The following is a 24,182-nucleotide window of genomic DNA, read 5'->3' on the forward strand; positions in this document are numbered from 1 at the left end:
CAAGCTGCGCTTGACGCCGCCGCCGGTGGCCAGCAGCGCAGCCACCGTTCGCAGGGGGTCCATGCACGATCTGGCAGGCGCCGTCGAGCCGAAAACGCAGCCAGACAGCGCGGGCTTGCTGCGGCGCAAGTAGCCCTTTGCTGGTCTGCGTCAAGTCTTGAATTTCGCTGTTGTCGCAGGTCAGGTTGTGCGAGCCGCGGGCTAGGGCTCGTCGAGGCCAGACCGGTCGTCGCTGTGCAATCGTCGTTCGCCGTCGGCGAATCGGGCGATCAGCGCCTGATTGGGGCCCAGCGCGCTGGCGCGCATCAGCAGTTGTCCATCATTGGCGCGTTTCAGCAGTACATAGCCGCGTTGCAGCGTGGCTTCCGGGCCCAGCTGGCGCAGCGTGTCGACCGCCTGACGGCAGCGCGAGCGCAGCAGGGCCAGGTCCGGGATGCTCTGCAGCAAGGCGTGGCGCTGATGATCCAGTGTCGTGCGCGGCTGCTGCAGCCAGCGGGCGCCGATGGTTCTCAGTCTGGACTGCAGCTGGCTGGCCTGCTGCCGGGTATCGCTGATGCGCCGCTGCGGCGCGCGCAGCCGGATGGCTTCGAGCAGGAGCCCGAGTTCGCCGCGACGCCGCTGTACCCGCGCATGCGCAATCGAATCGGCACGCTGGCGCAATGCCTGCAGTCGCAATTGGGCCAGGCGCAGCGCGCGTCTGGGATCGTGTGCCCGCAGCAGACGTTCACAGCCGTCGTTGCGCTGCTGCCAGCGCTGCATCCGGCGTCGGAGATGCTCCCGCAGTTCCTGGGCGCGCCGGTCCAGCTGCTGGCGCAAGGCGTCAGCACTGGGGGTGATCAGTTCCGCGGCTGCCGAGGGCGTGGGTGCGCGCACGTCCGCCACCAGATCGGCGATGGTGAAATCGGTCTCATGGCCCACCGCCGAAACCGTGGGAATGGGCGAGGCGGCGATCATCCGTGCCAGCGCCTCGTCGTTGAAGGCCGCCAGATCCTCCAGCGAGCCACCGCCGCGGGTCAGCAGCACCAGTTCATAGGCCTCGGGCGCTGCCAGTGCCGCTGCCAGCGCCGAGCGCAGCTGTGCGGGAGCGTCGGCGCCCTGAACCTGAGCTGGAAACAGATCGATCTGCAACAGCGGCCAGCGCCGGGCGCACACCGACAACACATCGCGGATGGCCGCGCCCTGGGCGGAACTGATCACGGCGATGCGCATGGGCATGCGCGGCAGCGGGCGCTTTCGGGCGGGATCGGTCAGGCCTTCGGCCTGCAGCAGCGCTTTCAGCCGCTCGAATTCGCGCATCAATCGACCGAGACCTGCGTCTTCCATGTGTTCGCAGATCAGCTGATAGTCGCCGCGCGCCTCATACAGACTGATGCGTCCACGCACCAGCACCTGGGCGCCATCGACCGGCTTGTTGCGCACATACAGGTTGTTGGACTTGAACATGGCGCAGCGGATCTGGGCGTCTCGATCCTTCAGCGTGAAGTACCAGTGCCCGGAGGCGGCCCGGGTGTAGTTCGAGATCTCGCCCTCGACCCAGATTTGCGCAAACGCGTCCTCCAGCAGCTGCCGCGCCAGCCGGTTCAACTGGCTGGGCGTCAGTACCGGACGCTCGCGCGCGGCATAGGAAGGCGTGGATTCGGTCATGTGCGGTCTGCCGGGCGGACCGGTGAAGATAGCGCAAGGCTGGAGGGGCGGGGAAAAGGGAAAAGGGGAATCAAGAGCAGCTATCGGGAGCACTCGGTTTGTGGAAGTCCCGGTCGCCCCTGGCGGTGCGCAATTTTGCTCGCCAGACAGGGACAGGGGGCAAGCGGAATGGTCTCGTGGCGTCATTGCGAGCCGCCAGTTTCGGCCCAAAACTGCTCACGGGCCATGAACCCGCCGTCGTAGGTCATGTTGTCCGCGTCAGCGGACTACGTGACATCGAGTTGCGTCACGTAGCTCGCTGCGCGAGCAACGTGACCTACAACAGCAAATCAATAATTTACGATATGGAGAGCGTAGCGAAGCAATCCAGGCACTTGCGAAGAGAATCGGGATTGCTTCGCTGCGCTCGCAATGACGCCGTGATGAGGCAATTCTGCAACCCCGTGCCCCGTGCCCCCTCTTTGTGAACCAATAAAGCAATGACTTACGATATGTTTGGTGAGAACGGGCTCCGCCCGCGACAGGCTGTCGCGGCTGAAGCCGCTCCCACAGACAGCCGGCATGGCCGATGCCCGCTCTTGATTTCCCCCTTTTCCCGCTCCTACGGCACCAACATGAGCTTGCCCACGGTACGCCCGCTCTCGATGGCGCGCTGGGCCTCGGCGGCGTGTTCCAGCGGGAAACTGGTGATCGGCGGTGGCTGCAGGCGGCCGTCGGCAAAACGCGCCAGCAGCCAGTGCATGCCCTCGCGCAAACGGGCGGATTCGCTCGACAGAAAACTCAGGTTGCAGGCCAGCACGCTGCGGTTGTCGCGGGTCATGGACAGGGGATTGAAACGCGGTGTGCGCAGCCAGTCCCAGGCCAGTCTGGCCCAGTTCAGGCGCCCGTTGCGCGGCAGCATGGAGGCAAAGCCGTAGATCAGCAGCGAACCGGTGGGCGCCAGATGGGCGTAGCTCTGTGCCAGCGTGGATACGCCATTGGCGTCGAAGACAGCTTGCACGCCCTGGGGCGCCAGTTCACGCAGTCGCGGCCACAGCGGGTTGGACGACTTGTCGATGACCTCGGCGCAACCGGCCGCGCGGGCGCTGTCGACCTTGTGGGCGGCGCCGACCACGCCGATGACACGGCAGCCGGCCAGTCGCCCTAGCTGTGCCAGCGCGCTGCCAACACCGCCTGCAGCCGAGTGCACCAGCCAGGTGTCGCCGGGTCGTGGTCGCAACTGTTGGTGTGCCATCCACCAGGCAGTGAGAAACACGGTGGGGATGGCGGCACCGGCCTCGGCGCTGAGGGTGGCCGGTCGGGGGAACACCCGGTCGGCGGTCAGCAGCACCCGGCTGGCATAGCCACCGAACAGGGTCAGCGCCAAGACTTCGTCGCCTACGGCGAATTCGTGCACCGCGCTGCCGACGGCCGATACGCGTCCGGCGATCTCGAATCCCGGTGTGATCGGGTAGCCATGCAGCTTCCTGGCCGACTCATACAGGCCCATCCGTATGATCCCATCGGCATAGTTGACGCCGCAGGCAGCGACTTCGATGGCGACCTGATCGGCGCTCGGGGCCGGATCGGCTTCTTCAATCAGCCGTAGCTGCTCGTAGCCGCCGGGTCGCTCGATGAGGATGCGGCGCACGGCCTGACTCAGCGGTCTTCGAATCCCAGTCGCGACAGTGGCGCGCCCAGTCGGATCCAGTCGTAGAAGAAGGCCTGCTGGGTGGTCGAAATCATGCCCCCCGGCGGCATCCGGCCGCCCACTTCAGGAACGTCACAATTGATCTTCTGGAACAGCAGGCTGCTCAGCGGATTGCCGGGCGATACCCGCAGGATCATCGGGTTCTGGGCACTGGCAACGCCAACCAGATTGTCATAACTGAAGCCATCACCAAGACCCAGGCCGGCAGCGCCGACGCTGCCGGGATGGCAGCTGCTGCAAAGCTGGGAGAACGGGTTCTTGGGGTCGGTCAACGTATCGAAGATGCTCTGGATCTGGGTATAGCGGAACTGCGTGAAGGGCGCGATGGCGGAAATGTCATCGCAGCCGCTGGGGGTGCCGGCCTGCGCAGACATCGATGCGAGCAGCGCTGCCACGGCCGTCACCGATTGACGCTTCGAACTCATTCGCGCCGCCTCCAGACGATTTCCATGCCCTCGCGCTCGCCGAGCGCCGCCCCCAGGGTGTGCAGGAAGGCCTTGTCCATGCCGGCGGCGCCGAGCAGGCTCAGCGTGCCCATGTCGATGTAGTAGTCCTGGTCGTCACTGCTTTCTTCTTCCAGTTCCCGGATCAGCAAGGCCAGCTGCTCCTCGGTGATCTGGGTGATCAGGGTGCCGGTGTCGCGATCGGTGATGTCGATCATGGCGCTCTCCGAGTGCGGGGAATGTGTGTGGATGTTGCCGTAGGGGGGCGCGGCCGTCGAGGGGCACACGGCATAATCAGGGCGATGTTACCCATCCTCAAATTGCTGCGCCCGCATCAGTGGGCCAAGAATGCGCTGGCCTTCGTCGGCTTGCTGGCTGCTCACCGATGGAGCGATGCCGCAGTCTGGCAGGCAGCCGGGCTGATGTTTGCCGCACTGTCGCTGGTGGCCAGCGCGGTCTACATCCTCAACGATGCGCTGGATGTCAACAGCGACCGCCTCGATCCGGAGAAGCGGGAGCGGCCGCTGGCGGCGGGCACCGTATCGCTTCGGCTGGCCCTGGCGTTGATTCCTCTGCTGCTTGCCGCGGCGGTGGCGCTGGCCTGGCGACTGCCGCTGCCGGCGCAATGGGCGCTGGCGGCCTACGCCAGCGGTGCGCTGCTGTACAACCTCGGCATCAAACGTACCCTGTGGCTGGACGTGACCCTGCTGGCCGCACTGTACGCGCTGCGGGTCATTGCCGGCGCCCTGGCAGCCAGCATCGAACCCAGTCCCTGGCTGGTTGGATTCTCGCTGTTCGTGTTCCTCAGTCTGGCGGCGCTGAAGCGATATGCCGAATTGACTCGCTGTGTCTATGAGCAGTTGCCAGGACGTGCCTATCTGCGCGCCGACAGCGCCATCGTGCTGGCCTTCGGCGCCGCCGCCGCCGTGGCTGCCACCGTGGTTCTGGCCTTGTACGTCAATGCCGGAGACGTGACCACGCTGTACAGCCGGCCGACTGTACTGTGGGCCTTGGGGCCAATTCTGCTGACCTGGCTGGCGCGGATGTGGACATTGGCCCACCGTGGCCAGTTGCCCGGCGATCCGGTGCTGTATGCGCTGCGCGATGGCGGCAGCTGGCTCGCGGGGCTGGCGCTGCTGGCCTGTGTCTGGCTAGCGTCCTGATTGATGTCGACCGTCAATTTCGAAAGACGATCTGCGCCGATTCAGCGCTTGCTCTGGTGGCTGGCGCTGTTGTTGCTGTGCGCCCGCCTGGGATTTGTGCTGACCCACCAACCCTTGGCCGGATTCGCCAATCAATTCGACATGTTGCGCAACACCGGCTGTCTGGGTCTGCAGCCGCTGGTGGACGCCGCGCCCGGCGCCGCCACGCCACAGGCACCGGTCAGCCGCTACCAGACGGGAATGCCGCGCGACCCGAGTTGCCTGTACGGCACCGAAGTGCTGATCGGCGGTGTGGCCCTGGGTCTGGATCGGGCCGGCGATGCGCTGGGTCTGGGTGAGCCGGACAGCATGCCGCTGCGGCTGGTGGGATGGACCAAGGCCTTGTTGCTGCTGCTGGCGCTGGCCGTGGTCGACCGCAGCTTGCGCCGCTGGCCGTCGTTGCGTCTGGTCCATGCCTGGGTGGCGGCGCTGATCCTGGTCGATCCCTTCAACAGCCTGTATCTGGCAGGTTTTTACACCGAATTCGCGGCCCTGCTCAGCGCCTATCTGGCCCTGATGCTGCCATTGCCGTGGTTGCTGGCTGCGCGCGCACCCTCGGTGTCGGCCATGCTGACATGGGGTCTGGTGCTGGCAGCGCTGGCCTTGTCCCGGTTTCAGCATGCGGCGATACCGCTGATTCTGCTGGCCTGGTTGGCCGTGCTCGGCCGCGGGCAGCAGTGGCCGGTCAGGCGCCTGGTGGCGTTGCCGCTGCTGGTGCTGATTCCGGCGCTGGCGCTGCAGCTCAACCTGCAGGGCCGCTACCAGACCATCGCCGATGCCAATTGCTGGAACAGCTTCTTCGGCGCGGCCTTGCCGGCCGCCGCTGATCCTGCCGAGTTCGTGACCCGATTACAGTTGCCACCGGCCTGCGCCGAACTGGTCCACAGCACCTGGTATCTGCAGCGCGGTCGTGATGCCCGGGTGGAATGTCCGCAGGCCTTCAGGCTCTCGCGTCTGGCCTGGGCGCTGCAGCTGGCGGCCGAACCCGCGGCCCTGGCCCGCCTGGTCGGGCGCGGCGTGGCGTTGTCGGGGCAATGGCGGCCGAGTTATCTGGGTGAAGTCGCCGGCGCCGAGTTCCAGCGCATGCCGGCAGGACCTCTGGCGCTAGGCGCCAGTCTGGCGGATGGCATCGCCGAACTGCCCTTTGCACCGTTGCTGCTGTTCTGGACGGCACCGGCGCTGTTGCTGCTCCTGTTGCTGAAACCCAGGGCGACGCCAGTGCCGCCCGAGCGCAACGCCGAAAACCAGGATCGCCGCCTGGCGGCGCTGTGGCTGTGGCCGCTGCTGCTGCTGATCGTGCTGCTGGGCTGGGCGTCCTCGCTGGTGGGCGATGGCTACAGCGAACTGGCGCGGCATCTGCATCTGGCGGCCAATGCGGCGTTGGTGGCGCTGGCGCTGGTGGTGGTGAGCCTCTATACGCGGATCTGGCGCGATGGTGCTGCGGCGTTACCCGGTCTGTTGCTGTTGGCGTTGGCTTTCGGGCTGCCGTGGCTGGCCCTGCAATCCTGGGTCGGCGCCCAGGCCCTGGCTTTCGGCGTGTTGGAGCAGCCAGCCAACGAATCGGTCGCGGCGGTGAACCAATGGCGCGGCTGGGCCATGGATCCGCGTGGCATCGAGCGCGTGGACGTGGTTCATGCCGATGGCAGCAGGCAGGCACTGGCCTTGTTCCCCCGCACCGAGCTGTCGGGAATCTTCGGCCCTGGCGTCGGCAGCCATGGAAGCGGATTCCGCGGCCCGATCGATCCGGCCCGAGCAGCGGGTGAGGTGCGGATCGAGGTGGTGCCCAAACGGGGCGCAAGCACCGTCATCGACCGGCGTTGGCTGCGGTGAGCACGAGGGCGGGGGGCACGGGGGCGAGAGGGCAAGAGGGCACGAAGAAGCCGGTGCGCGCGCTTCTGTGGGTCCAGACTTGTCTGGACGCTTCTCCACCGTGCTGCGAAGAGCGTCCAGACAAGTCTGGACCTACAAGAGCTCGAAGACCGTAGCCTTTTCCCCGTGCCCCGTGCCCCGTGCCCCGTGCCCCGTGCCCCGTGCCCCGTGCCCCGTGCCTACGTCCGCGAGGCGACGGCCAGAATCCGCCGCACCGGTGGCAACCACTTGAGCGCGTCCAGCAGCAGCATGTAGATCAGGGTGCCTGCAATCACGGCCAGCAGCATCGGCGTACCGGGGTTCTGGAAACGGAAGATCTCGGCCAGGGTTGGCAGCTCGATGCACAGCGTCACCACGCTGGTCACTACCGCGGCGATGATCCAGAACGGTCGCTGGCCTGGCCCGAACAGGCCGCTGAAGGCGGAGCCGTTGCTGGCGATCACCCGCACCAGCATCAGATTGCTGACCGTCAGCGCCACGAAGGCCAGCGTGCGGGCGGTGTCTTCGCCGAGGCCCGCAGCATTGGCCCACGCATAAAGGGCAAAGCAGCCGATGAACAGACAGAAGCCGAATCCCAGTCCCAGCAGCAGTTGGCGCAGACCGATCAGCGGTTCATCGCTGCGCCGGGGGCCGCGCTGCATCAAACCCGGGCTTTCCGGCTGATTCTCGAAGGCGATCGAGCAGATCGGATCGACCACCATCTCGACCAGCACCACATGCAGGGGCAGGATCATGGGTGGCATGCCCAGCAGCAGCGGGGCCAGCGCCAGCGTGGCTACCGGGACATGGATGGCGGCGATATAGATCAAGACCTTGCGCAGATTCTCGAAGATGCGCCGGCCCAGACGAACGCCATCGACGATGCGCCCGAAGTCATCGTCGAGGAGCACGATGCCGGCCGCTTCGCGGGCGACATCGGTGCCGCGCCCACCCATGGCCAGACCGATATGCGCGGCCTTGAGCGCCGGGGCGTCATTGACCCCGTCGCCGGTCATCGCCACGACTTCGCCACTGGCTTTGAGCGCCTGGACCAGACGCAGCTTCTGCTCCGGACGGATGCGGGCGTAGACCCGGGTGCGCGCAATCGCCGTCTTCAGGGTTGCATCGTCGAGTTCGTCGATCTGCGGTCCGGACAGAGCGCCGGCAGTCACATCGATGCCGGCTTCGGCAGCGATGGCCAGCGCTGTGGACGGGTAATCGCCGGTGATCATGAGCACTTCCAGGCCTGCGGCGCGGGCCTTGGCGACGGCCGCCGGAGCGGACACCCGCAGTGGGTCGACGAAGGCAATCAGGCCCTCGAAACACAGGCTCAGGCCCTGGGCTGTGGACGGCAATTCGCCGGCGGGTGCCTGTCCGCTGGCGACTGCCAACACCCGCAATCCCTGGGCTGCCAGCGTCTGCACCTGGTCCATGATATGCGTGCGTCTCGCTGCATCCAGCCGGCACAGACTCAGCACTGCTTCCGGGGCACCCTTGCTGGCGAGTTCACGCCGACCGTCGGGCAGGGTCCAGGCTCGGGAAATGGCCGGTAGTTCGCTGCTGAGGCCATACTCGCGCTCCAGCGGCCAATCGGCATGCAGGTGTTCGCTGGCCTTGAGCGTGGCCTGCGCCAGCGTGCCGACCGCACTGTCCATGGGGTCGTGGGCCTGGCGTTTGCTCGCCAGCAGCGCGTATTCGAGCAGCCGATGCACAGCTTCCGGCAGGCTGGTTTCGTCGCCGCGCAGCTCCAACGGCTCGGCGCCTGCTGCAGCCAGGGTGTGCAGGCGCATGCGGTTTTCGGTGAGCGTGCCGGTCTTGTCCACGCAGAGCACGGTGGCTGCGCCCAAGGTCTCGATCATGGCCGGGCGCCGCACCAGCACCTTGACCTTGGCCATGCGCCAGGCACCGAGCGCCAGAAACACCGCCAGCGCCATCGGAAACTCTTCAGGCAGCATGGCCATGGCCAGCGCGATGCTGGAGAGCAGGCCCTGCACCCAGTCGCCACGGATCAGGCCATAGCCCAGCACCACAGTGACGCTCACCAGCAGCGCCACCAGCCCGAACCAGCGCACCAGGCGTCCGATGGAGCGTTGCAGCAGGGTCTGCTCGGTGCTGATGGTCGCCAGTGACACGCCAATCTGGCCGGCGGCGGTGCGCACCCCAGTCCGGGCCACCACGATCTGGGTATGGCCGCGCACCAGCAGCGAGCCGGCGTAGGCATAGGGCTGGTCATCACCCCCGGGCGCCGGGATCTGCGCGCCGTCCTGTGCAGTGCGGGCGCGCTTGCTGACGGGTACCGATTCGCCGGTCAGCAGCGATTCGTCCACGCTGAGGTCTTCGGCGCGCACGATCCAGCCATCGGCGGCGATACGTTCCCCTTCGCCGGACAGCAGCAAATCTCCCGGGACCACCTCACGCGCCGGAATGCGCCGCATATCGCCTTCGCGCATCACCGCGGCGGTCGGCGCCCCGAGTGCCTGCAACGCTTCCAGCGCATGTTCGCTGCGCGCTTCCTGGACCACGACCAGGCTCACGGTCATGATCGCGAAGGCCCCCAGCAGCAAGCTTTCGCGCGGGTCGCCAATGGCCAGATAGACCAGCGCCGCGACCACCAGCAGCAGGAACATCGGTTCCGAGAGCACGCCCACGACGATGCCGAGCACGCTTCGTCGGGGTGGCTTGGGCAACTCGTTGAAACCGACGCGCTCCAGCAATTGCTGCGCCTCGCGGCTGCTGAGGCCAGAACCGGGGGTGGTCGGTGCATCGGGTTGATTCATGCAATGCAGCCTATCGTCTTGCGTTGCGTTCGGCGCTGATGCCGGTCAAAGACGGTGCCGGGTGTCCGCTGGCGCGGGCGGCTGTACGCTTTCGGACGCGGTGACTGGGGGAGGGCACGAGGGCACGAGGGCACGGAGTGCAGGGTTCTGGACTCTTGGAGGCGTCATTGCGAGCCACCACTGTCTGCCCGACACTTCCCGCGGGCCATGAACCCCAAGCGTGCGGTAGGAGCGACCTCGCGTCGCGACCGCCAAGCCGCAGATCCGCAGCGGTGGTCGCGCCACAAGGGCGCTCCTACCAATGAACGAATCCGTCGCTGCGCTCACAGGGACGGTCAATCAATAAATTTCGACATGGGTTCATGGAGAGCGCCGCGAAGCAAGTCCCCCGCCCGGAGCGATTCGTACTCCCATACCTCGTGCCCCCGCGCCCTCGTGCCCTCATGCCCTCTTGCCCTCTTGCCCTCTTGCCCTCGTGCCCCCGTGCCCCGTGCCCTCGCGCCCTCGCGCCCTCGTGCCCTCGTGCCCTCGTGCCCTCGTGCCCTCGTGCCCTCGTGCCCTCGTGCCCTCGTGCCCTCGTGCCTGGCACGCGACATGCTTCAGGCCACCCAACTTCTCGCCTGGGCAACTCCATGAACCTTGTTCCGCAGCTCTGGTACGCGGCGCGCCAGTGGGCGCAGCGACCGCTGATTCTGGCTTTGGCGGTATTGCCCCTGGCGCTGGCGATAGGGGCGCTGACCGCCTTGTTCACGGTGCTCAACATGAGTCTGCTGCGGCCACTGCCGGGTATCCAGTCCGATACCCAGCTGGTCGAGATCCAGCGCATCGGCACGGGCGGCATGGGCAGCATCTCCTATCCCGATTTCAAGGATCTGGCCGAGCAGACGCAATCGCTGCGCGATGTCTATGCCTATGCACCCAGTCCGCTGTCGGTGCGCGCGCCCGGCGAAGGCAGTGCCCGCAACAGCTTTGGCTTCATGGTCAGCAGCAGCTATTTCGACGCCCTGGGTGTGCGCGCCGAGCGCGGTCGTTTGCTGCAGTCCGGGGACATGCGGCGAGACGGCGAAGTGCCGGCCGCCGTCATCAGTCACGAGGCCTGGGTGCGCTGGTTCGACAGCAGTCCGGATGTGGTCGGGCAGAGCATCACCATCAATGGCGCCGCCTTTGTGCTGGTAGGTGTGAGCCCGGCCGGATTTCGGGGGCATATCGCAGGCATCTCGCCGGACCTGTTCCTGCCGGTGACTCGCCGCAGTCTGCTGCGACCCGCCGATGGGGCAGCCATTCTCGATCAGCGCCTGAGTACCTGGTTGCTGACAGGTGGCCGCCTGGCCGAAGGCCACACACTGGCCGATGCCCGCAACGAACTCAATCTGATCGCCCAACGTCTCAGCGCCCAGCGCCAAGCACTGGGGGGCGACCAGCGCTTCGGCCTGCAGCTGGGGGTCGAGCCACTGCAGCCGCTTCCGGGGGTGGCGCGTACCGGCATTCTGCTCATGGTCGGCATCCTCTCCTTGATGGTAGCCACCCTGCTGGTGGTCGCGTGCATCAATGTTGCTGGTCTGGCCCTGGCCCGAGCGGAGGAACGTCGCGCCGAGTTGGCAATACGGATGTCCATGGGCGCTACTCGGGTTCAGTTGGCATCGATGATGCTGATCGATGCGCTGGTGCTGGCCGTGCCGGCCACCGTGATCGGCCTGGCGCTGGCCTGGGCAGGTCTGAAGGCGCTGTTGGCCATTCCCTTGCCCGTTCCGATTCCGTTGCATTTCGATGTCAGCCTCGACCAGCGCGTGGTCGCTTTTGCGCTATTGATGGCGCTTCTGACCACGCTGGCGTGTGGTCTGATACCGGCTCTGCGCGCAGCACGCAGTTCCTTGCCTGGGCAGATGGGTCGCTTTCGAAGTACGCGCGCCCGCAATGTGTTGGCCGTCGTACAGATCGCCGCAACCCTGGTGCTGCTGGTCAGCGGTGGCGCTCTGATGCGAGCCCTGCAGGAACTGGAAGACGTCAATCCGGGCATGCGGGTCGAGCAGACGCTGGCGGTGGAGTTCGATCTGGAAACCTCGGGTTACGACGTGGACAGCGCGGTTCCGGTGGCCGGCCGCTTGCTCGAGGCTGCCCGCGAGATACCCGGGGTCGATGATGCCGCGCTGGCGGCGGTGATTCCGCTGACCCTGTCATCGATGGGGCTCGGCAATATCGTGGGGCCGGGATTGCCGGAGGAGGGGCTTTACCCGGTCGCCAATATCGTCAGTCCCGGATTCTTCCAGACCATGGGAATGTCGCTGCGTGGCCGCGATTTCGACAGCCGTGACACCGAAGGCAATCCCAGAGTGGCAATCATCAATCGCCAGCTGGCGCAGCAGTTGTTCCAGGACGCCGATCCCATCGGACGCACCTTCGAATATGGGTCAGAGGAACAGCGTGATCCGATTCAGGTCATCGGCGTCATCGAAGATGGTCAGTACACCTCTCTGGGTGAGAGTGCCCAAAGCTATCTGCTGCTGCCTTTTGGTCAATACCGTCGCGCCGGCATGAGCCTGCTGCTGCACACCGATCTGAGCGTGGGTCAGGCCAATGCCGCGCTGAGGACCGTGTACTCGCGTCTCGATCCCAATCTGCCGCCACCACAGGTGTTCAGGCTGGAACAGTTGGCAGCCATCGCCTTGTTGCCCCAACGCATCGCCAGCAGTCTGATGACGGCCCTGGGGGCACTGGGTCTGGTGCTGGTTGCGGTCGGTCTGTACGGTTTGCTGGCGCAGTTCGTGCAATCGCACCTGCGCGAAATCGGCGTTCGCCTGGCCCTGGGTGCAGCCCCGGCAGAGATCGCCCGCAGCGTGCGCTGGCGCGGACTGCGGCTGGTGCTGGTGGGTTTGGGGCTGGCTCTGATTCCGGCCCTGCTGGCGACCAGGTTGCTGGCCAGTGTCATCGTCGGCGTCAGCCCGGTGGACCTGCCGGCGCTGCTGCTGTCGGTGCTGATCATGCTGGTGATTGCCGCGATGGCCTGCTACGCCCCGGCGCGCAGGGCGGCGGCGACGGCGCCGTCGGAGGCCTTGCGACAAAGCTGACAAACCCGTGTCCGAGCATGCCGGTCCGGTAACGGGGCGCAGGTCTTTACATTGGACAACAAGGCCGCGATGACGTCTTGATCTGCCGCAAGGGCGTGGTTGGGATTTCGGCTAGCTTCATGATCAAGCGGGCTCCGTGCCCCTTGATCCTCCGGTGGCACAGAGCTCCGAATCGTGAACTTCGGAGATGATCATGCATACGCTCACGCAAACCGCAGCAGCCATGGCGCTGGCGGGGATGAGTTCTCTTGGTCTGGCACAAGGACATCTGGGTCTGGCACAAGGACCTCGGGGTCTGGCGGAAGGACTGCCTTGGAACACCACGGCCAACAACGCCGATCCGGCACCGGGTGGCGCGCCGGGCGCTACTTTTCGAAGCTACAACCAGCCGGCCATCAACGACGCCGGACTGATCGTCTTCCGCGCCCGCAGCGGCACCGGTACCGGCGCGCAGACCGATGGCGTCTACGCCCGCGATCTGTCTGCGCCCGGGCCCTTGTTGAAGCTGCTGGCGCGCGACGATGCGGTTCCTGATCCGAACAACATTCTGTACAACAATCTGCCGGCGGCCTTTCTGGAATTTCCGTCCACGCCACGCATTGATGCGGGCTCCAGCCTGATCGCCACGCGCGGGCAACATCAGCCGGTGTGGTCTTTCCTGTTGGGCGGTCTGGAAACGCGCGTTGGCACCTCGGGGATCTATGCCTTCCCGGGCGGTAATGCCGTGACGGGCGCGAGCCTGCTGGGTGATGTCGTCGAACCTGACGAGATCACATTGACCTTCCCCTGGTACTCCGTCCCGGGTGCGTTGGTGGGGACTCGCTTTGATCAATTCCCGGGGTCGCCGGCGGTGGTCAACAACCGCTACATCGTCTACAAGGGCAATTACACCGATCTGCTCGATGGTCTGGGTCGTACCGGCATCTACTTCCGCGATGTCGTGGCCTCCTCGCCCATCCCGTATACCGGGGTGATCGCGAACTCCAACATGCTGATCCCCAATCAGCCGATGGGAAGCACGGTGAAATTTGGCTCGACCGCGCCACCCAGTGCCGCCAATGGCTGGGTCTACTTCACCGGGCTGGATGTCGAGGAGGCACCAACACTGGGCGGCATCTACCGCGCTCCGATCGCATCGATGCCCACCTTGCAGACCATGGTGGGCATTGGTGATCAAGTGCCGGGTGAAGCTCCCGGGGCTGTTTTCACCAGTTTTGGTGAAGCCTTGTCCGTCAGCAGCGACGGCGACCAGTTCAGCTTCTGGGCGAGTTGGGGGACCGAGACCTTCCCGAAGCTGCTGCTGTGTCCGACCGATGGCAACCCCGACATCATTGCCTATTGCAATCAACAGCATCCGACGGGTTTGCTGGTCAATATCCCGGTCAATCAAGGCATCTTCGTGCATGTGGCCAGCAGCGGCCAGACACGCCAGATCGCGCGCACCCTGCGCGAGGGCATCAACGATTTCCTGTTCTGGAACTTCTCGGGGCGACCGCCCGGCGTAGGTGGCGGCACCGAGCCTGGCACCGAGCTGGCCCGGTGGCGGTCTTCAGCCTTTTCCACGCTGGCAGCGCGGCCGATGTCGCCGATCCAGGTGGTGTTCAAGGCCGAGCGCAACGCCACTCAGGGCCTGTACCTTAGAGAAGGATTCGGCACGCAAATGCCGCTGCGCACCGTTGCCGAAGTGGGGACCACCGTGGGAACGGACGTCGATCCCCTGGCGCCGGCAGGATCCTTGGTCAGCGCCGTCGGTGTTGAGCGGGACGCCTTCCGCAACGGTCGTCTTGCGATCACCGCCAGCATGCTCTATGTCGATCCGATCGATCCGGATATCACGGTTGGCTGGGCCGGCATCTACACCGCGCAGGTCGCCATCGACTCGGTGTTCCGTGACGGATTCGAGGACTGATCAAGCCCGAACTTGAACCCGTAGACCCTCACTTGCAGCCGGCGTCACCACCTCCAGCGTGGCGCCGGCTTTCTGTTTTTCGCTGATTGGCAGTCCCGCATGTCGTTTCAAGCCTCGCCCTGCGTACTCACTGGCAACCCCCAGTGCAAACGTGGAGCACTTTCATGCGTAGACGATTCTGGCCGGCTTGCGCCGTCCTTCTTGCCCTTGTCGTGTTGGCCGGTGTTGGCGCAAGCAAGGCTGACGCCGCCACCTACGTGGTCAACACCTTCGATGTGGATTTGCCAGATGCGAATACCGGTCTGGCCAATTGCGACGCCAACGCGGGTGTGCTCGGCGATCAATGCACCCTGCGCGCAGCCATCATGCAGGCCAATGCAGCGCCGGGCCAGGACACCATCGTGTTGCCGCTGGATGTCACCATCACGTTGACGCTGGGCGGCGTGGGTGGTGCCGAAAATGGCGATCTCGACATCACCGCGCCGGTGATCATTACCGGAATCAGCCTCGGTGCGCCGGCCGACGCCAGTCGCTTGCCGGTCATAGAAGCGCCGGCCAATGACCGCATCTTCGACATCACCCAGGGTGTGGCCGTGGAACTGCGCGGCCTGCAGTTGCGCAATGGCCAGCCCACCGGCGTGGCCGGAACCAATGGCGGCGCGCTGCGAGTGTTGTCGGCAACGGCACAGGTCCAGGTGGATCGCGTGCGCTTTTCGGACAACGACGCCGGCAACGGCGCGGCCGTGTCCAATGCCGGCACGCTCGAAATCCTGCTGTCCGACTTCGTGCGCAATCGCACCAGTGCCAATGGCGCTGCCATCTTCACCGCCAGTTCGGGCAGCACCAGCTTGCGGCAGAGCAGCATCCGCAGCATTCGCGACGACTCGGCGGTGGCAGAGGCCATCTATGCCGCCCAGGGCAGCACTTTGCTGGTCGAAAACAGTCTGATCGACGGCTCGCCGCCCTTTGTCGGCGCCACCGCAACCGGCGGCATCAATGCTGATCGCCCGGCCTCCTTGACCGTGCGCAACAGCACGCTCTCGGACTTCACGACCACGGCCTTCAACGCTGTCGCCGATGGCAGCAGCGCCATCCGCATCTACAACTCGATACTGGCCAACAGCGATGACACCGATTGCCGCATCGGCGTGATTGCCGGGCCGCCGCCGCTGGTGATGATCGAGACCAATCTGATCGAGAATCTGGTCGAGTGCACGCCACTGGCCGGCGCCGGGAACATCTCTACCCGTGATCCCTTGCTGGAGCCGCTGGCCAACCAGACGGCCAGCCTGGTCTGGTATCGCCAGCCGGTGTTCGGTTCTCCTGCCGTGGACGGTGGCATTTCCCCGAATCAATCGGGTGGTGATCCGGCCCGCTTGTGCACCAGTTTCGACCAGTTCGGCGCGCCGAGGCCACAGGATGGCGATGCCAATGGGCTGCCCCAGTGCGATGCCGGCGCCATCGAACGCTCCACGCTGACCTCCAGCATCTACACGGTCAACCAGTTCCTGATCGATGCCGTCGATGCCAATCCGGGCGACGATCACTGCGATATCGATGTGATCACGGCTGGCGATCAATGCACGCTGCGCGCCGCCGTGATGGAGGCCAATGCCAAGCCTGGCCCCGATGTGGTCGCGTTCATCGACAACGGCGTTGCCAATACCGTGGTCCTGGACATCGACGGTGTCGGTGGGGCTGGCGTCGGCGATCTCAATGTCACCGAGCAGCTCGCCTTCGACGGTCAGATCCGCGACGGCCGTCCGCTGACCACCATCAGCACCACGGTGGCCCAGCGCCTGTTCAACGTCGATGTGCCACTGGGGCAGCTGGTGCGTTTCAATCGCCTGCGACTGACCAACGGTGCAACCGGTGGGCTTGGTGGTGCCATTGCGGCCACCGGTGCCGGGACCGTCAACATCTTCGAATGCGAGTTCTTCGGCAACCATGCGGCGCAGGGCGGCGGCGCGGTGGCGGCCATCGGGGCCAGCTTGCAGCTGCACGATGCCGATTTCCACGACAACAGTGCCGATGACAAGGGTGGCGCACTGTACGCCACCGGCAGTGTGGACCTGCACGATTCCAGCTTCTGGAACAACAGCAACAATGCCGCGTCTCACCGCGAAGCCATCCGCCTGGAGGACGGTGTGGAGGGTCGGGTCGAGAATCTCACCCTCAGCAACAACAGTGGCGGCATTCGGCTGGTCAACTTCGCGGCGGTGATCGTGCGCGAGCTGACCATTGTCGACAACACCAGCACCGGACTGCGCGCCGAGCAGGCCCAGCCCTTCGGGCAGCTGCAGTTGCACGCCAATATCCTTTCCGGCAACGGCCTGGACTGCTCGGCCACGGCGGCCAACTATGGTGGCAGCTACAATCTGATCAACAGCGGCAGCTGTCCGGTCAGCAACGGCGACATCAACGGCAATCCTGGCCTGGCGCCGGCACTGACCCGACGCGATGGCAAGATCAGTCGCGTGCGCGTTCCGCTGGCCGGCAGCCCGGTGCTGGATGCGGTGCCCAACGGCACCGTGGCCTGTGCCGGTTCTGATCAGTATGGGAACAACCGGCCCACCGACACCGATGCCAACTCCGTGGCCGCCTGTGAAATCGGTGCCCTGGAATTGTTTCCGGCCGAGAACGCGCCGCAGGTGTTCACCGTGAATGTGTTCGACCAGGATCGCGATGACGTCAATCCCGGCGATACCCTGTGCGATACCTCCAGCGATGTCGGCCCGCAATGCACGCTGCGCGCGGCGATCATGGAGGCCAATGCGCTGCCAGGTGCCAACACGGTGCAGATCGTCACGCCGGCTGCCAGCCTGACGCTGACTCAGCCCAATGCCGGCGGCGCCGCCAGCGCTGCCCACGGCGATCTGGACATCACCGACGCCCTGTCGATCATCGGCGTCAGTGGCAGTCCGAATGTGCGGCCGATGATCCAGTCCAGCAGCGGTGATCGCATCTTCAACATCAACGCGCCGGGCGACAACGTGCTGATCCGCGGACTGCGACTGAGCGGTGGCACCACGCCGGGCACCGGTGGCGCCATCCGCGTGATCAATGCGGCCGATGTCCAGATCGATAGAGTCGAGATGTATGCCAATTCGGCCGATCAGGGCGGTGGTGCGGTGTCGGTGGTGGGCGGCGTGGTGACGCTGGATCGCGTTGACCTGCATGACAATGGCACCGCCGGCGAAGGCGCTGCAGTGCGCAATGCTTCTGATCTGACGATCCATGCTTCCAGTATCCGTGACAATCTGGATCTGCAGCCGGCAGGCCAGCGCGAGGCGGTGGCGGGTGTGGGCGGCGGCATCACCCGCATCCTCAACAGTACGCTGAGCGGCAACAATGGTCATGGCGTCGATGTCGACGACGGCACCCTGCAGATCGAGAACAGCTCGCTGATCGCCAACGACCGCCGCGGCATCGAGTTCCAGTCGCTGACCGGACGCACGCTGTTCCTGCGCAATACCGTGATCAGCGGCAATGCCGACGGCGCCTGCATCGCGCCAGGTCTGGGTGCGCCGACGATATCCACAGACGGCTACAACCTGGCTCAGGACAATGGCTGTCAGATCCACCTGGGCGGCTCCAATTTCATCAATGCCGATGCCGGCATCGGTGCGCTGGTGGTCGATCCGGCTCGTTTCAGTGCCTATTACCTGCCGCAGCCCGGCAGTCCGCTGATCGATGCGGGGCATCCGCTGGTGGGCGGATTGGGCTGCATCGAAACCGACCAGATCGGCAGCGCCCGACCCATCGACGGCGATGGCAACGGTCAGGCCCGTTGTGACATCGGCGCCATCGAAGCGCCCTTCGTGGCCTTGCCGGACCTGATGTTCAGCGACGGCTTCGAAGATTGATCCAACCAGGGCCGGTCGCGACCCAACGTCACGACCGGCCCAAGGTAGGAGCGACCCAACGTCGCGACCAGCTCTCCGTAGGAGCGACCTCGCGTCGCGACCAGCTCTTCGTATGAGCGACCTCGCGTCGCGACCGGCTCTTCGCAGGAGCGAGCTTGCGTCGCGACCGGCTCTTCGCAGGAGCGACCTCGCGTCGCGACCAGCTCTCCGTAGGAGCGACCTCGCGTCGCGACCGGAGACTCCATCAACCCCTGCAAACCGCGCTGACCGATTTCCCCAAACCATGAAAAGGACCACCCCCATGCACACCCTGTTTGACCGACTCGGCGGTGCGCCCGCCATCGAGGCCGCCGTCGATGCCTTCTACGGCCGCGTGCTGGCCGACCCGCTGCTCCGCCCGATGTTTGCGCAGGTGCCGATGGATCGGATGCGTGCCCATCAGCGCCGCTTCCTCGGATTTGCCTTCGGCGGCGCCTCCGAATACGCCGGGCGTGGCCTGACCCGTGCTCACGCCGGATTGGTCGCCGAACACGGTCTGGATCACCGCCATTTCGATGCCGTGCTCGATCATCTGGACGCTGCGTTGTGCAGCCTTGGAGTCGGCGCTGAACTGGTCGCGGAGGTTCGTGATGTCGCCGAATCAGTGCGGGCGGCGGTGCTCGGACCATGATCGTCGGCGTGTCGGCTGCTCGATCGGACTGGCCTTCAGTCCGCCTTCGACGCGGCGAAGCGGCTGAATTCTCCGGCGTCGAAATAGACGCCATGACAGCGATCGCAACGCTCTACCGTGATCGGTGTCGGCCCCGCCAGCGTGCTGTGGGTCAACATGCAATGACACACCGGACAGCTGATGCGGGTCAGGTGATTGTTGATCCGTCCGACTTCCACTGCACCGGAATCGATCACGACCGAGCCAGTCAGGGCCCGCAGTTGTTCATGCTCCAGTTGATCAAACCAGATCCCGTGACACTCCGTGCAACGGTCGACCTCGACACCGCCGAAGTACACGGCAGTCATTTCGGCGAGACATTTTGGGCACTGCATCAGCGTTCCCCGGTTGCGCTGTCGCTGCCACCGGGACGAACTGTACTCGCTACGCGCGTGTAGACAAGCCGCCGCCAGGGGCTGTGCGCGAGGCCGTCCGGGACTACCGCCGGAAGCGACGTGAGCACGGCATCGCTGCGCGCTTCGAGATCGAATGTCGTTTCCGCGGCTGCGCTGCGTATTGCATCATGGTTCCCCAAGAGTCGCCCACATCATGTTCAGATCCCTGGCTATAGCGCTCGTGGCAGCATGCGCGCTCCTCGGCGCCCCTCAACTGGATGCTCAGGTGCTGCCGCCAGTGGTGCCCGGCTTTGCCAATGTGCCGCAAACACCCGGCACCTTGCTGTCGCCCTTGATGGCGCCCAATCAGGGGCGTACTTCAATCCTGGCCTACCACAACGGCATCCTGTATTCGGTGCCGGAGTCGCCCGACAGCCTGGCCGGATCGGATCTGCAGGTGCGCAGCTGGTCTCTGACGGATCCGTCCTCGCCCCAGGAAACGGCGCAGCTGGGCATCACGCGACAACCGATCAATGCCCACGGCTATTACCAGCGCAATGCCGATCTGGTGCTCGGAGACACCTTCAATGGGCTCTCATGGACCTTCCGGGCCGGTGCTCCCGGCGTCAACCAGCGCATGGCTTTCCCCGGATTCCAGTGCGCCGGCGAGCGCGGCTGCCTGTTCTATCCGCATTTCGTCACACCAACTCTTTGGAGCTACGGTCCGCTCGATGGCACGGTGAGTCTGCAGCGTCTGGGACAGACGCTGGCCAGCTGGAATCTGCTCAGTGAGACCGGCGTGGTCGGTCATCCCTTCATCATCGGCAACCGACTGTACTTCGCCTCGGACATGACCCGCACTGGCGTCGCCAGCTATGACATCAGCGATCCGATGCAGCCGGTACTGCTGGATGTGCTGACCGCGGGTGGTCCGGGTGGTTATTGGCCGGAAATCTTCGGACTCGATGATCGGCTGTATCTGGTGTTTCCCTATCGCACCAATGGCAACGGCTTCCGGCTGGTCGACATCACCGATCCCACCGACCTGGCTTTCATCGGCGACTATCCGCTGCCCGGCGCCGAGGCCATGTATGCGCAGTTTCAGGACGAATACGCCTTCATCGGCGATCACAAGATCGATTTGCGCACTCGCCAATCGGTGCTGTATCTGGATGGCGCGCATCGACCGCGACCCGGTGGTGGCGTTGGCGTGGATACCAGTCAGTTCGCCTTACCGCTGGGCAATCTGCTGATCACCGGTGGCAGTGGCGAACATCAGGGCATGGCGGTGTGGGCGCATCAGGCCGAACCCGATACGCGCGGCCCCAGCGTGGGCTTTCATGTGCCCACCGATGGCCAGACCGGCTATCCCCTGGAGGCGCCGATCACGCTGCTGATTCACGAGACCCTGGAATCCAAGACCATCGTTCCCAGCGTTTCGCTGATCGTGCGGCCGCTGTCCGGTGCTGCCCTCGCGGGTCAGGTGACCTTTTCCTTCGATGACGTGCTGACGTTCACGCCCGATGCGCCGCTGACACCGAACACCACGTACGAGGTGCTGGTGGTGGCCGGTGGCATCAAGGATGCTGCGGGCAACGGCATCGAGGGCCTGCGTTTCGTGTTTTCCACCGGTGCTCATGTGACCGCTGATGAAGCGCCGGTGATCGATGCTTTCAACGCAGCTGGATCGCCGGCGCTGGTCGGCGCCAGTATCGAGTTCACGGTGGCAGCGCATGATCCGGAAGGGCAGGCGCTGGAGTATCGATTCGACGCCGGAGACGGCAGCCCGCGCAGCGACTGGACCACGCAGACGCTATACCCTCATGGCTACGCGGCTCCAGGGCATTTCCGCGCCATCATCCAATCCCGTGATCCCGGTGGTCGACTCGCCAGCGCCTCGCGCACTGTGACCGTGCTCAGTGCTTTCCCGGCGCCAGCGCCGGCCAGCGCGGCGCCCTTGGCCTGTCTGGACGATGGCAGTGTCGCCGTGGTCAATCCGGACAATGATTCGGTGGCGCGGATTGCCAGCGATGGCAGCAACGTGCTGGCTGAGCGCCAGAATGTCTGCGCCGATCCGCGCAGCGTGAGTGCCGTTGGTGCCGATCGCTTGTGGGTCAGTTGCCACGATGACGACCGCATCGTCATTTTGCGTCGTTCCGATTTGCTGCCGCAGGGTGAGATCGTGCTTTCCCATGGCAGTCGTCCGCATGATCTGGTGGCCACTGCCAACGGTGCCCAGGTCTATGTCAGCGCCTACGGTCGCGGTGAATTGTTGCGCTTCAATGCCAACACGCTGGCGCCCTCGGGAACGCTGGCCTTGGGCCCGGGATCGCGTGCACTGGCACTCGGTGCTGATGGTAATCGCATCTATGTTTCGCGCTTTCTGTCGCCGCGTGATCATGCCGAGATCTGGGAGGTCGATACCGGCACGCTGACCCTGCAGCGCACACTGCGCTTGCCGAAATTCGGCGGCATGGCCAATCGCGACAGCACCGCCTCCGGCCGTGGCGTCGCCAATTTCCTGTCGGACCTGGCGGTCAGTCCGGGTGGCCAGTCCTTGTGGCTGGCCGCGACCAAGCCCAACGTCGAGCGCGGCACCCTGATCGGCCCGGATCTGGATACCGACAACACCCAACGCACCGTGGTTGCCGAGATCAGCCTTGGCAGCGGTCAGTTGTTGCGTGCCATCGATGTCGACAATTCCGATTCGGCACATGCGCTGGCCTTCTCGCCGCTCGGCGACTATCTGTATGTGGCGCTGCAGGGCAACGATCAGCTGGCGGTCTACGATCTGCTGGAACAGCAAACGGCGCAGGCCTCGGGCGCGCTGCGAGCGCGCCTGTCTACCGGCGGCGCGCCACAAGGCGTGTGTGTTTCCGGGAACGCGGTGTGGAGTCAGAATCTGCTGGGCCGCAGTGTCAATCGCTTCGATGCCAGCCAGCTCTACGCTGCCGGTGAGCCGCTGCTGCCGGGCGTCGAGCGCAACAGTGCCAGTGTCGAATTGCTGCCAGCGCAGGTGTTGGCCGGCAAACGCATCTTCTACCGCGCCAGTGATCCGCGCATGAGCAGTGAGGGCTACCTGTCCTGCGCCAGCTGCCACCTCGATGGCGATCAGGATGGTCGAATCTGGGACTTCAGCGGTCGCGGCGAGGGCTTGCGCAACACCATCAGCCTGCGCGGACGCGCCGGCATGGGCCATGGCAAGGTGCACTGGAGCGCCAACTTCGACGAGATCCAGGATTTCGAGAACGATATCCGCCTGGCTTTTGGTGGCAGCGGTTTTCTGACCAATCCGCAGTTTGCCGCCACCAGTGACCCGCTCGGCGCACCAAAGGCTGGTCTGAACGCCGATCTGGATGCGCTGGCGGCCTACGTGGCATCGCTCGGCGCCGAGCATTTGCCGGCCAGTGCCTGGCGCAATGCCGACGGCAGTGTCAGCGCCCAGGCGCAGGTCGGGCAGGGCGTGTTCGAGACGCTCGGCTGCGCAAGCTGTCACACGCCGCCACGCTATACCCGCAGCCCACTGGCCGGGCTGGACCTGGTCAATGTGGGCACACTGCGCGATACCAGCGGCCATCGGCTGGGCGGCGTGCTGCCCGGCATCGATATTCCGACGCTGCTCGATCTGCCGAACACCGCGCCGTATCTGCACGATGGCTCTGCAGTCACCCTGGAGGCAGTGTTTTCGGCAACAGGGGGCACTGTCGTGCCGGCTGAAAGCGGCACACCCACACTGGGTGCCTACATCGAAAATCAGTATGTGGACCTGAACTACGATGACACCGTGCGCGGACGAGCCCTGGTCTTTCTCGGTGATCAGGGCTCGCGCTTGAGTTTCAGCAATGTCGACGGTGGTGTCGGCGGCATCGGCGCCATCGAGCTGCGCTATTCCTCGGCGGCGTCCAGCGTCGAGCTGCGGGTCAACGGCGTCGCTTACCCGGTGAACCTGGCCAACGTTGGAAATCCGACCTTTGCCCAGGTCAATTGGCGCACGGCGCGCATTGATGGCGTGGCCTTGCAGGCGGGACCCAACAACAGCGTGGTGATCGAACGCACGGCGCCCTTTGCGCTGGTGGCGCTGGACGAGATGACCATCAGTCGCCCTGACGAATTGAATCTGGCCCAGCCGCACCGGGCTGTGCTCGCCCTGTCTGCGAACGATCGCGAGGCTTTGATGCGCTTTCTGCTCGAGCTGGAATCGTCTGCGGTACCCATGCTGGATGCGATATTCGGCGATGATTTCGAAGGCTGAGGTGAGAGACCGTCACCTGGCCCGCGATGCGGGCAACCTGACCCACAGGATCTGCGCAGTCCGTCAGCGATTGTGTGTGGCGGCCTGCACGGCCACAATCGGAGGCAGTGCCCGGTGGCAGACCGATGATGGCGCGTGACTTTGATGTCGCTGAACTGGATACGCATCTGGAGCGGCTGCTGGATCTGACCTTGTCCGAGCGGGAGCTGATCCTGATCGAGATGGAGCGCACGGAGCCCGATCTGGCAGCCGTGTTGCGCAAGGTGCTGCGCATCGCGGCCGATGCACATTCCATGGAGCTGCGCGCGGTGGGGGAGTCGCTTCGTCTGGTCAGCGAGGATGCGCCGCAGCCGCAGATCCAGGGCTACCGGCTGCTCGAAGAAATCGGCCGCGGCGGCATGGCCGCGGTCTACTCGGCGGTGCGCGATGTGCACGGCATCGA

Annotated in this window: 14 protein-coding genes; 8 read left to right on the plus strand and 6 right to left on the minus strand. The window is 65.2% G+C overall.

The annotated features are described in order from the left end of the window. Positions 1–201: 201 nt before the first annotated feature. The 4 genes from xseA to H7A19_20005 all read right to left on the minus strand — a co-directional run bounded on the left by xseA (position 202) and on the right by H7A19_20005 (position 3,995). Entirely contained in the window at positions 202–1,644 is a 1,443-nt protein-coding gene (xseA, locus tag H7A19_19990; GenBank protein MCP5477111.1) for an exodeoxyribonuclease VII large subunit, read from the minus strand. A 601-nt stretch (positions 1,645–2,245) separates the two neighbouring features. Continuing rightward, positions 2,246–3,274 carry a zinc-binding dehydrogenase gene (locus tag H7A19_19995; GenBank protein ID MCP5477112.1) on the minus strand — a complete coding sequence of 343 codons (1,029 nt, stop codon included), beginning with the start codon at positions 3,272–3,274 and terminating at the stop codon, positions 2,246–2,248. 8 nt (positions 3,275–3,282) lie between these two features. Beyond that, positions 3,283–3,759, minus strand: coding sequence for a hypothetical protein (locus H7A19_20000; GenBank protein ID MCP5477113.1), 477 nt, complete (start codon positions 3,757–3,759; stop codon positions 3,283–3,285). Beyond that, positions 3,756–3,995, minus strand: coding sequence for a galactosyldiacylglycerol synthase (locus H7A19_20005; protein MCP5477114.1), 240 nt, complete (start codon positions 3,993–3,995; stop codon positions 3,756–3,758). Before H7A19_20005 ends, H7A19_20000 begins: the two co-directional genes overlap by 4 nt. Positions 3,996–4,079: 84 nt before the next feature. Between H7A19_20005 and H7A19_20010 the strand changes: the two genes are divergently transcribed. Both H7A19_20010 and H7A19_20015 read left to right on the plus strand, forming a co-directional pair. Next, positions 4,080–4,940 (plus strand): UbiA family prenyltransferase, encoded by an 861-nt coding sequence (locus H7A19_20010; protein MCP5477115.1) that lies wholly within the window; start codon positions 4,080–4,082, stop codon positions 4,938–4,940. Positions 4,941–4,943: 3 nt separating this feature from the next. Then, positions 4,944–6,809, plus strand: coding sequence for a hypothetical protein (locus H7A19_20015; protein MCP5477116.1), 1,866 nt, complete (start codon positions 4,944–4,946; stop codon positions 6,807–6,809). 218 nt (positions 6,810–7,027) lie between these two features. Here the strand turns inward: H7A19_20015 and H7A19_20020 are convergent, their stop codons facing one another. After that, a complete protein-coding gene (locus H7A19_20020; protein ID MCP5477117.1) occupies positions 7,028–9,604 on the minus strand; it encodes a cation-translocating P-type ATPase in 2,577 nt (858 codons plus the stop codon). A 632-nt stretch (positions 9,605–10,236) separates the two neighbouring features. Between H7A19_20020 and H7A19_20025 the strand changes: the two genes are divergently transcribed. The 4 genes from H7A19_20025 (at position 10,237) to H7A19_20040 (ending at position 19,114) form a co-directional block, all read left to right on the plus strand. Beyond that, positions 10,237–12,669: an ABC transporter permease gene (locus H7A19_20025; protein ID MCP5477118.1), complete on the plus strand. Its 2,433-nt coding sequence runs from the start codon at positions 10,237–10,239 to the stop codon at positions 12,667–12,669. A 193-nt stretch (positions 12,670–12,862) separates the two neighbouring features. Beyond that, entirely contained in the window at positions 12,863–14,578 is a 1,716-nt protein-coding gene (locus H7A19_20030) for a hypothetical protein (protein MCP5477119.1), read from the plus strand. A 164-nt stretch (positions 14,579–14,742) separates the two neighbouring features. Beyond that, on the plus strand, positions 14,743–18,444 hold the full coding sequence (locus H7A19_20035; GenBank protein MCP5477120.1) for a right-handed parallel beta-helix repeat-containing protein: 3,702 nt from the start codon (positions 14,743–14,745) through the stop codon (positions 18,442–18,444). A 301-nt stretch (positions 18,445–18,745) separates the two neighbouring features. Continuing rightward, positions 18,746–19,114, plus strand: coding sequence for a group 1 truncated hemoglobin (locus H7A19_20040; GenBank protein MCP5477121.1), 369 nt, complete (start codon positions 18,746–18,748; stop codon positions 19,112–19,114). Between the two features lie 35 nt (positions 19,115–19,149). Here the strand turns inward: H7A19_20040 and H7A19_20045 are convergent, their stop codons facing one another. Beyond that, positions 19,150–19,461 carry a zf-TFIIB domain-containing protein gene (locus tag H7A19_20045; protein MCP5477122.1) on the minus strand — a complete coding sequence of 104 codons (312 nt, stop codon included), beginning with the start codon at positions 19,459–19,461 and terminating at the stop codon, positions 19,150–19,152. Positions 19,462–19,702: 241 nt separating this feature from the next. On the opposite strand from H7A19_20045, the gene H7A19_20050 reads away from it, so the two are divergent. Further along, a complete protein-coding gene (locus tag H7A19_20050; protein ID MCP5477123.1) occupies positions 19,703–23,740 on the plus strand; it encodes an Ig-like domain-containing protein in 4,038 nt (1,345 codons plus the stop codon). 128 nt (positions 23,741–23,868) lie between these two features. Beyond that, on the plus strand, positions 23,869–24,182 hold a 314-nt coding region (locus H7A19_20055; GenBank protein ID MCP5477124.1), incomplete at its 3' end, for a hypothetical protein.

Source organism: Rhodanobacteraceae bacterium, assembly GCA_024234055.1.
Taxonomy (GTDB): Bacteria; Pseudomonadota; Gammaproteobacteria; order Xanthomonadales; family SZUA-5; genus JADKFD01.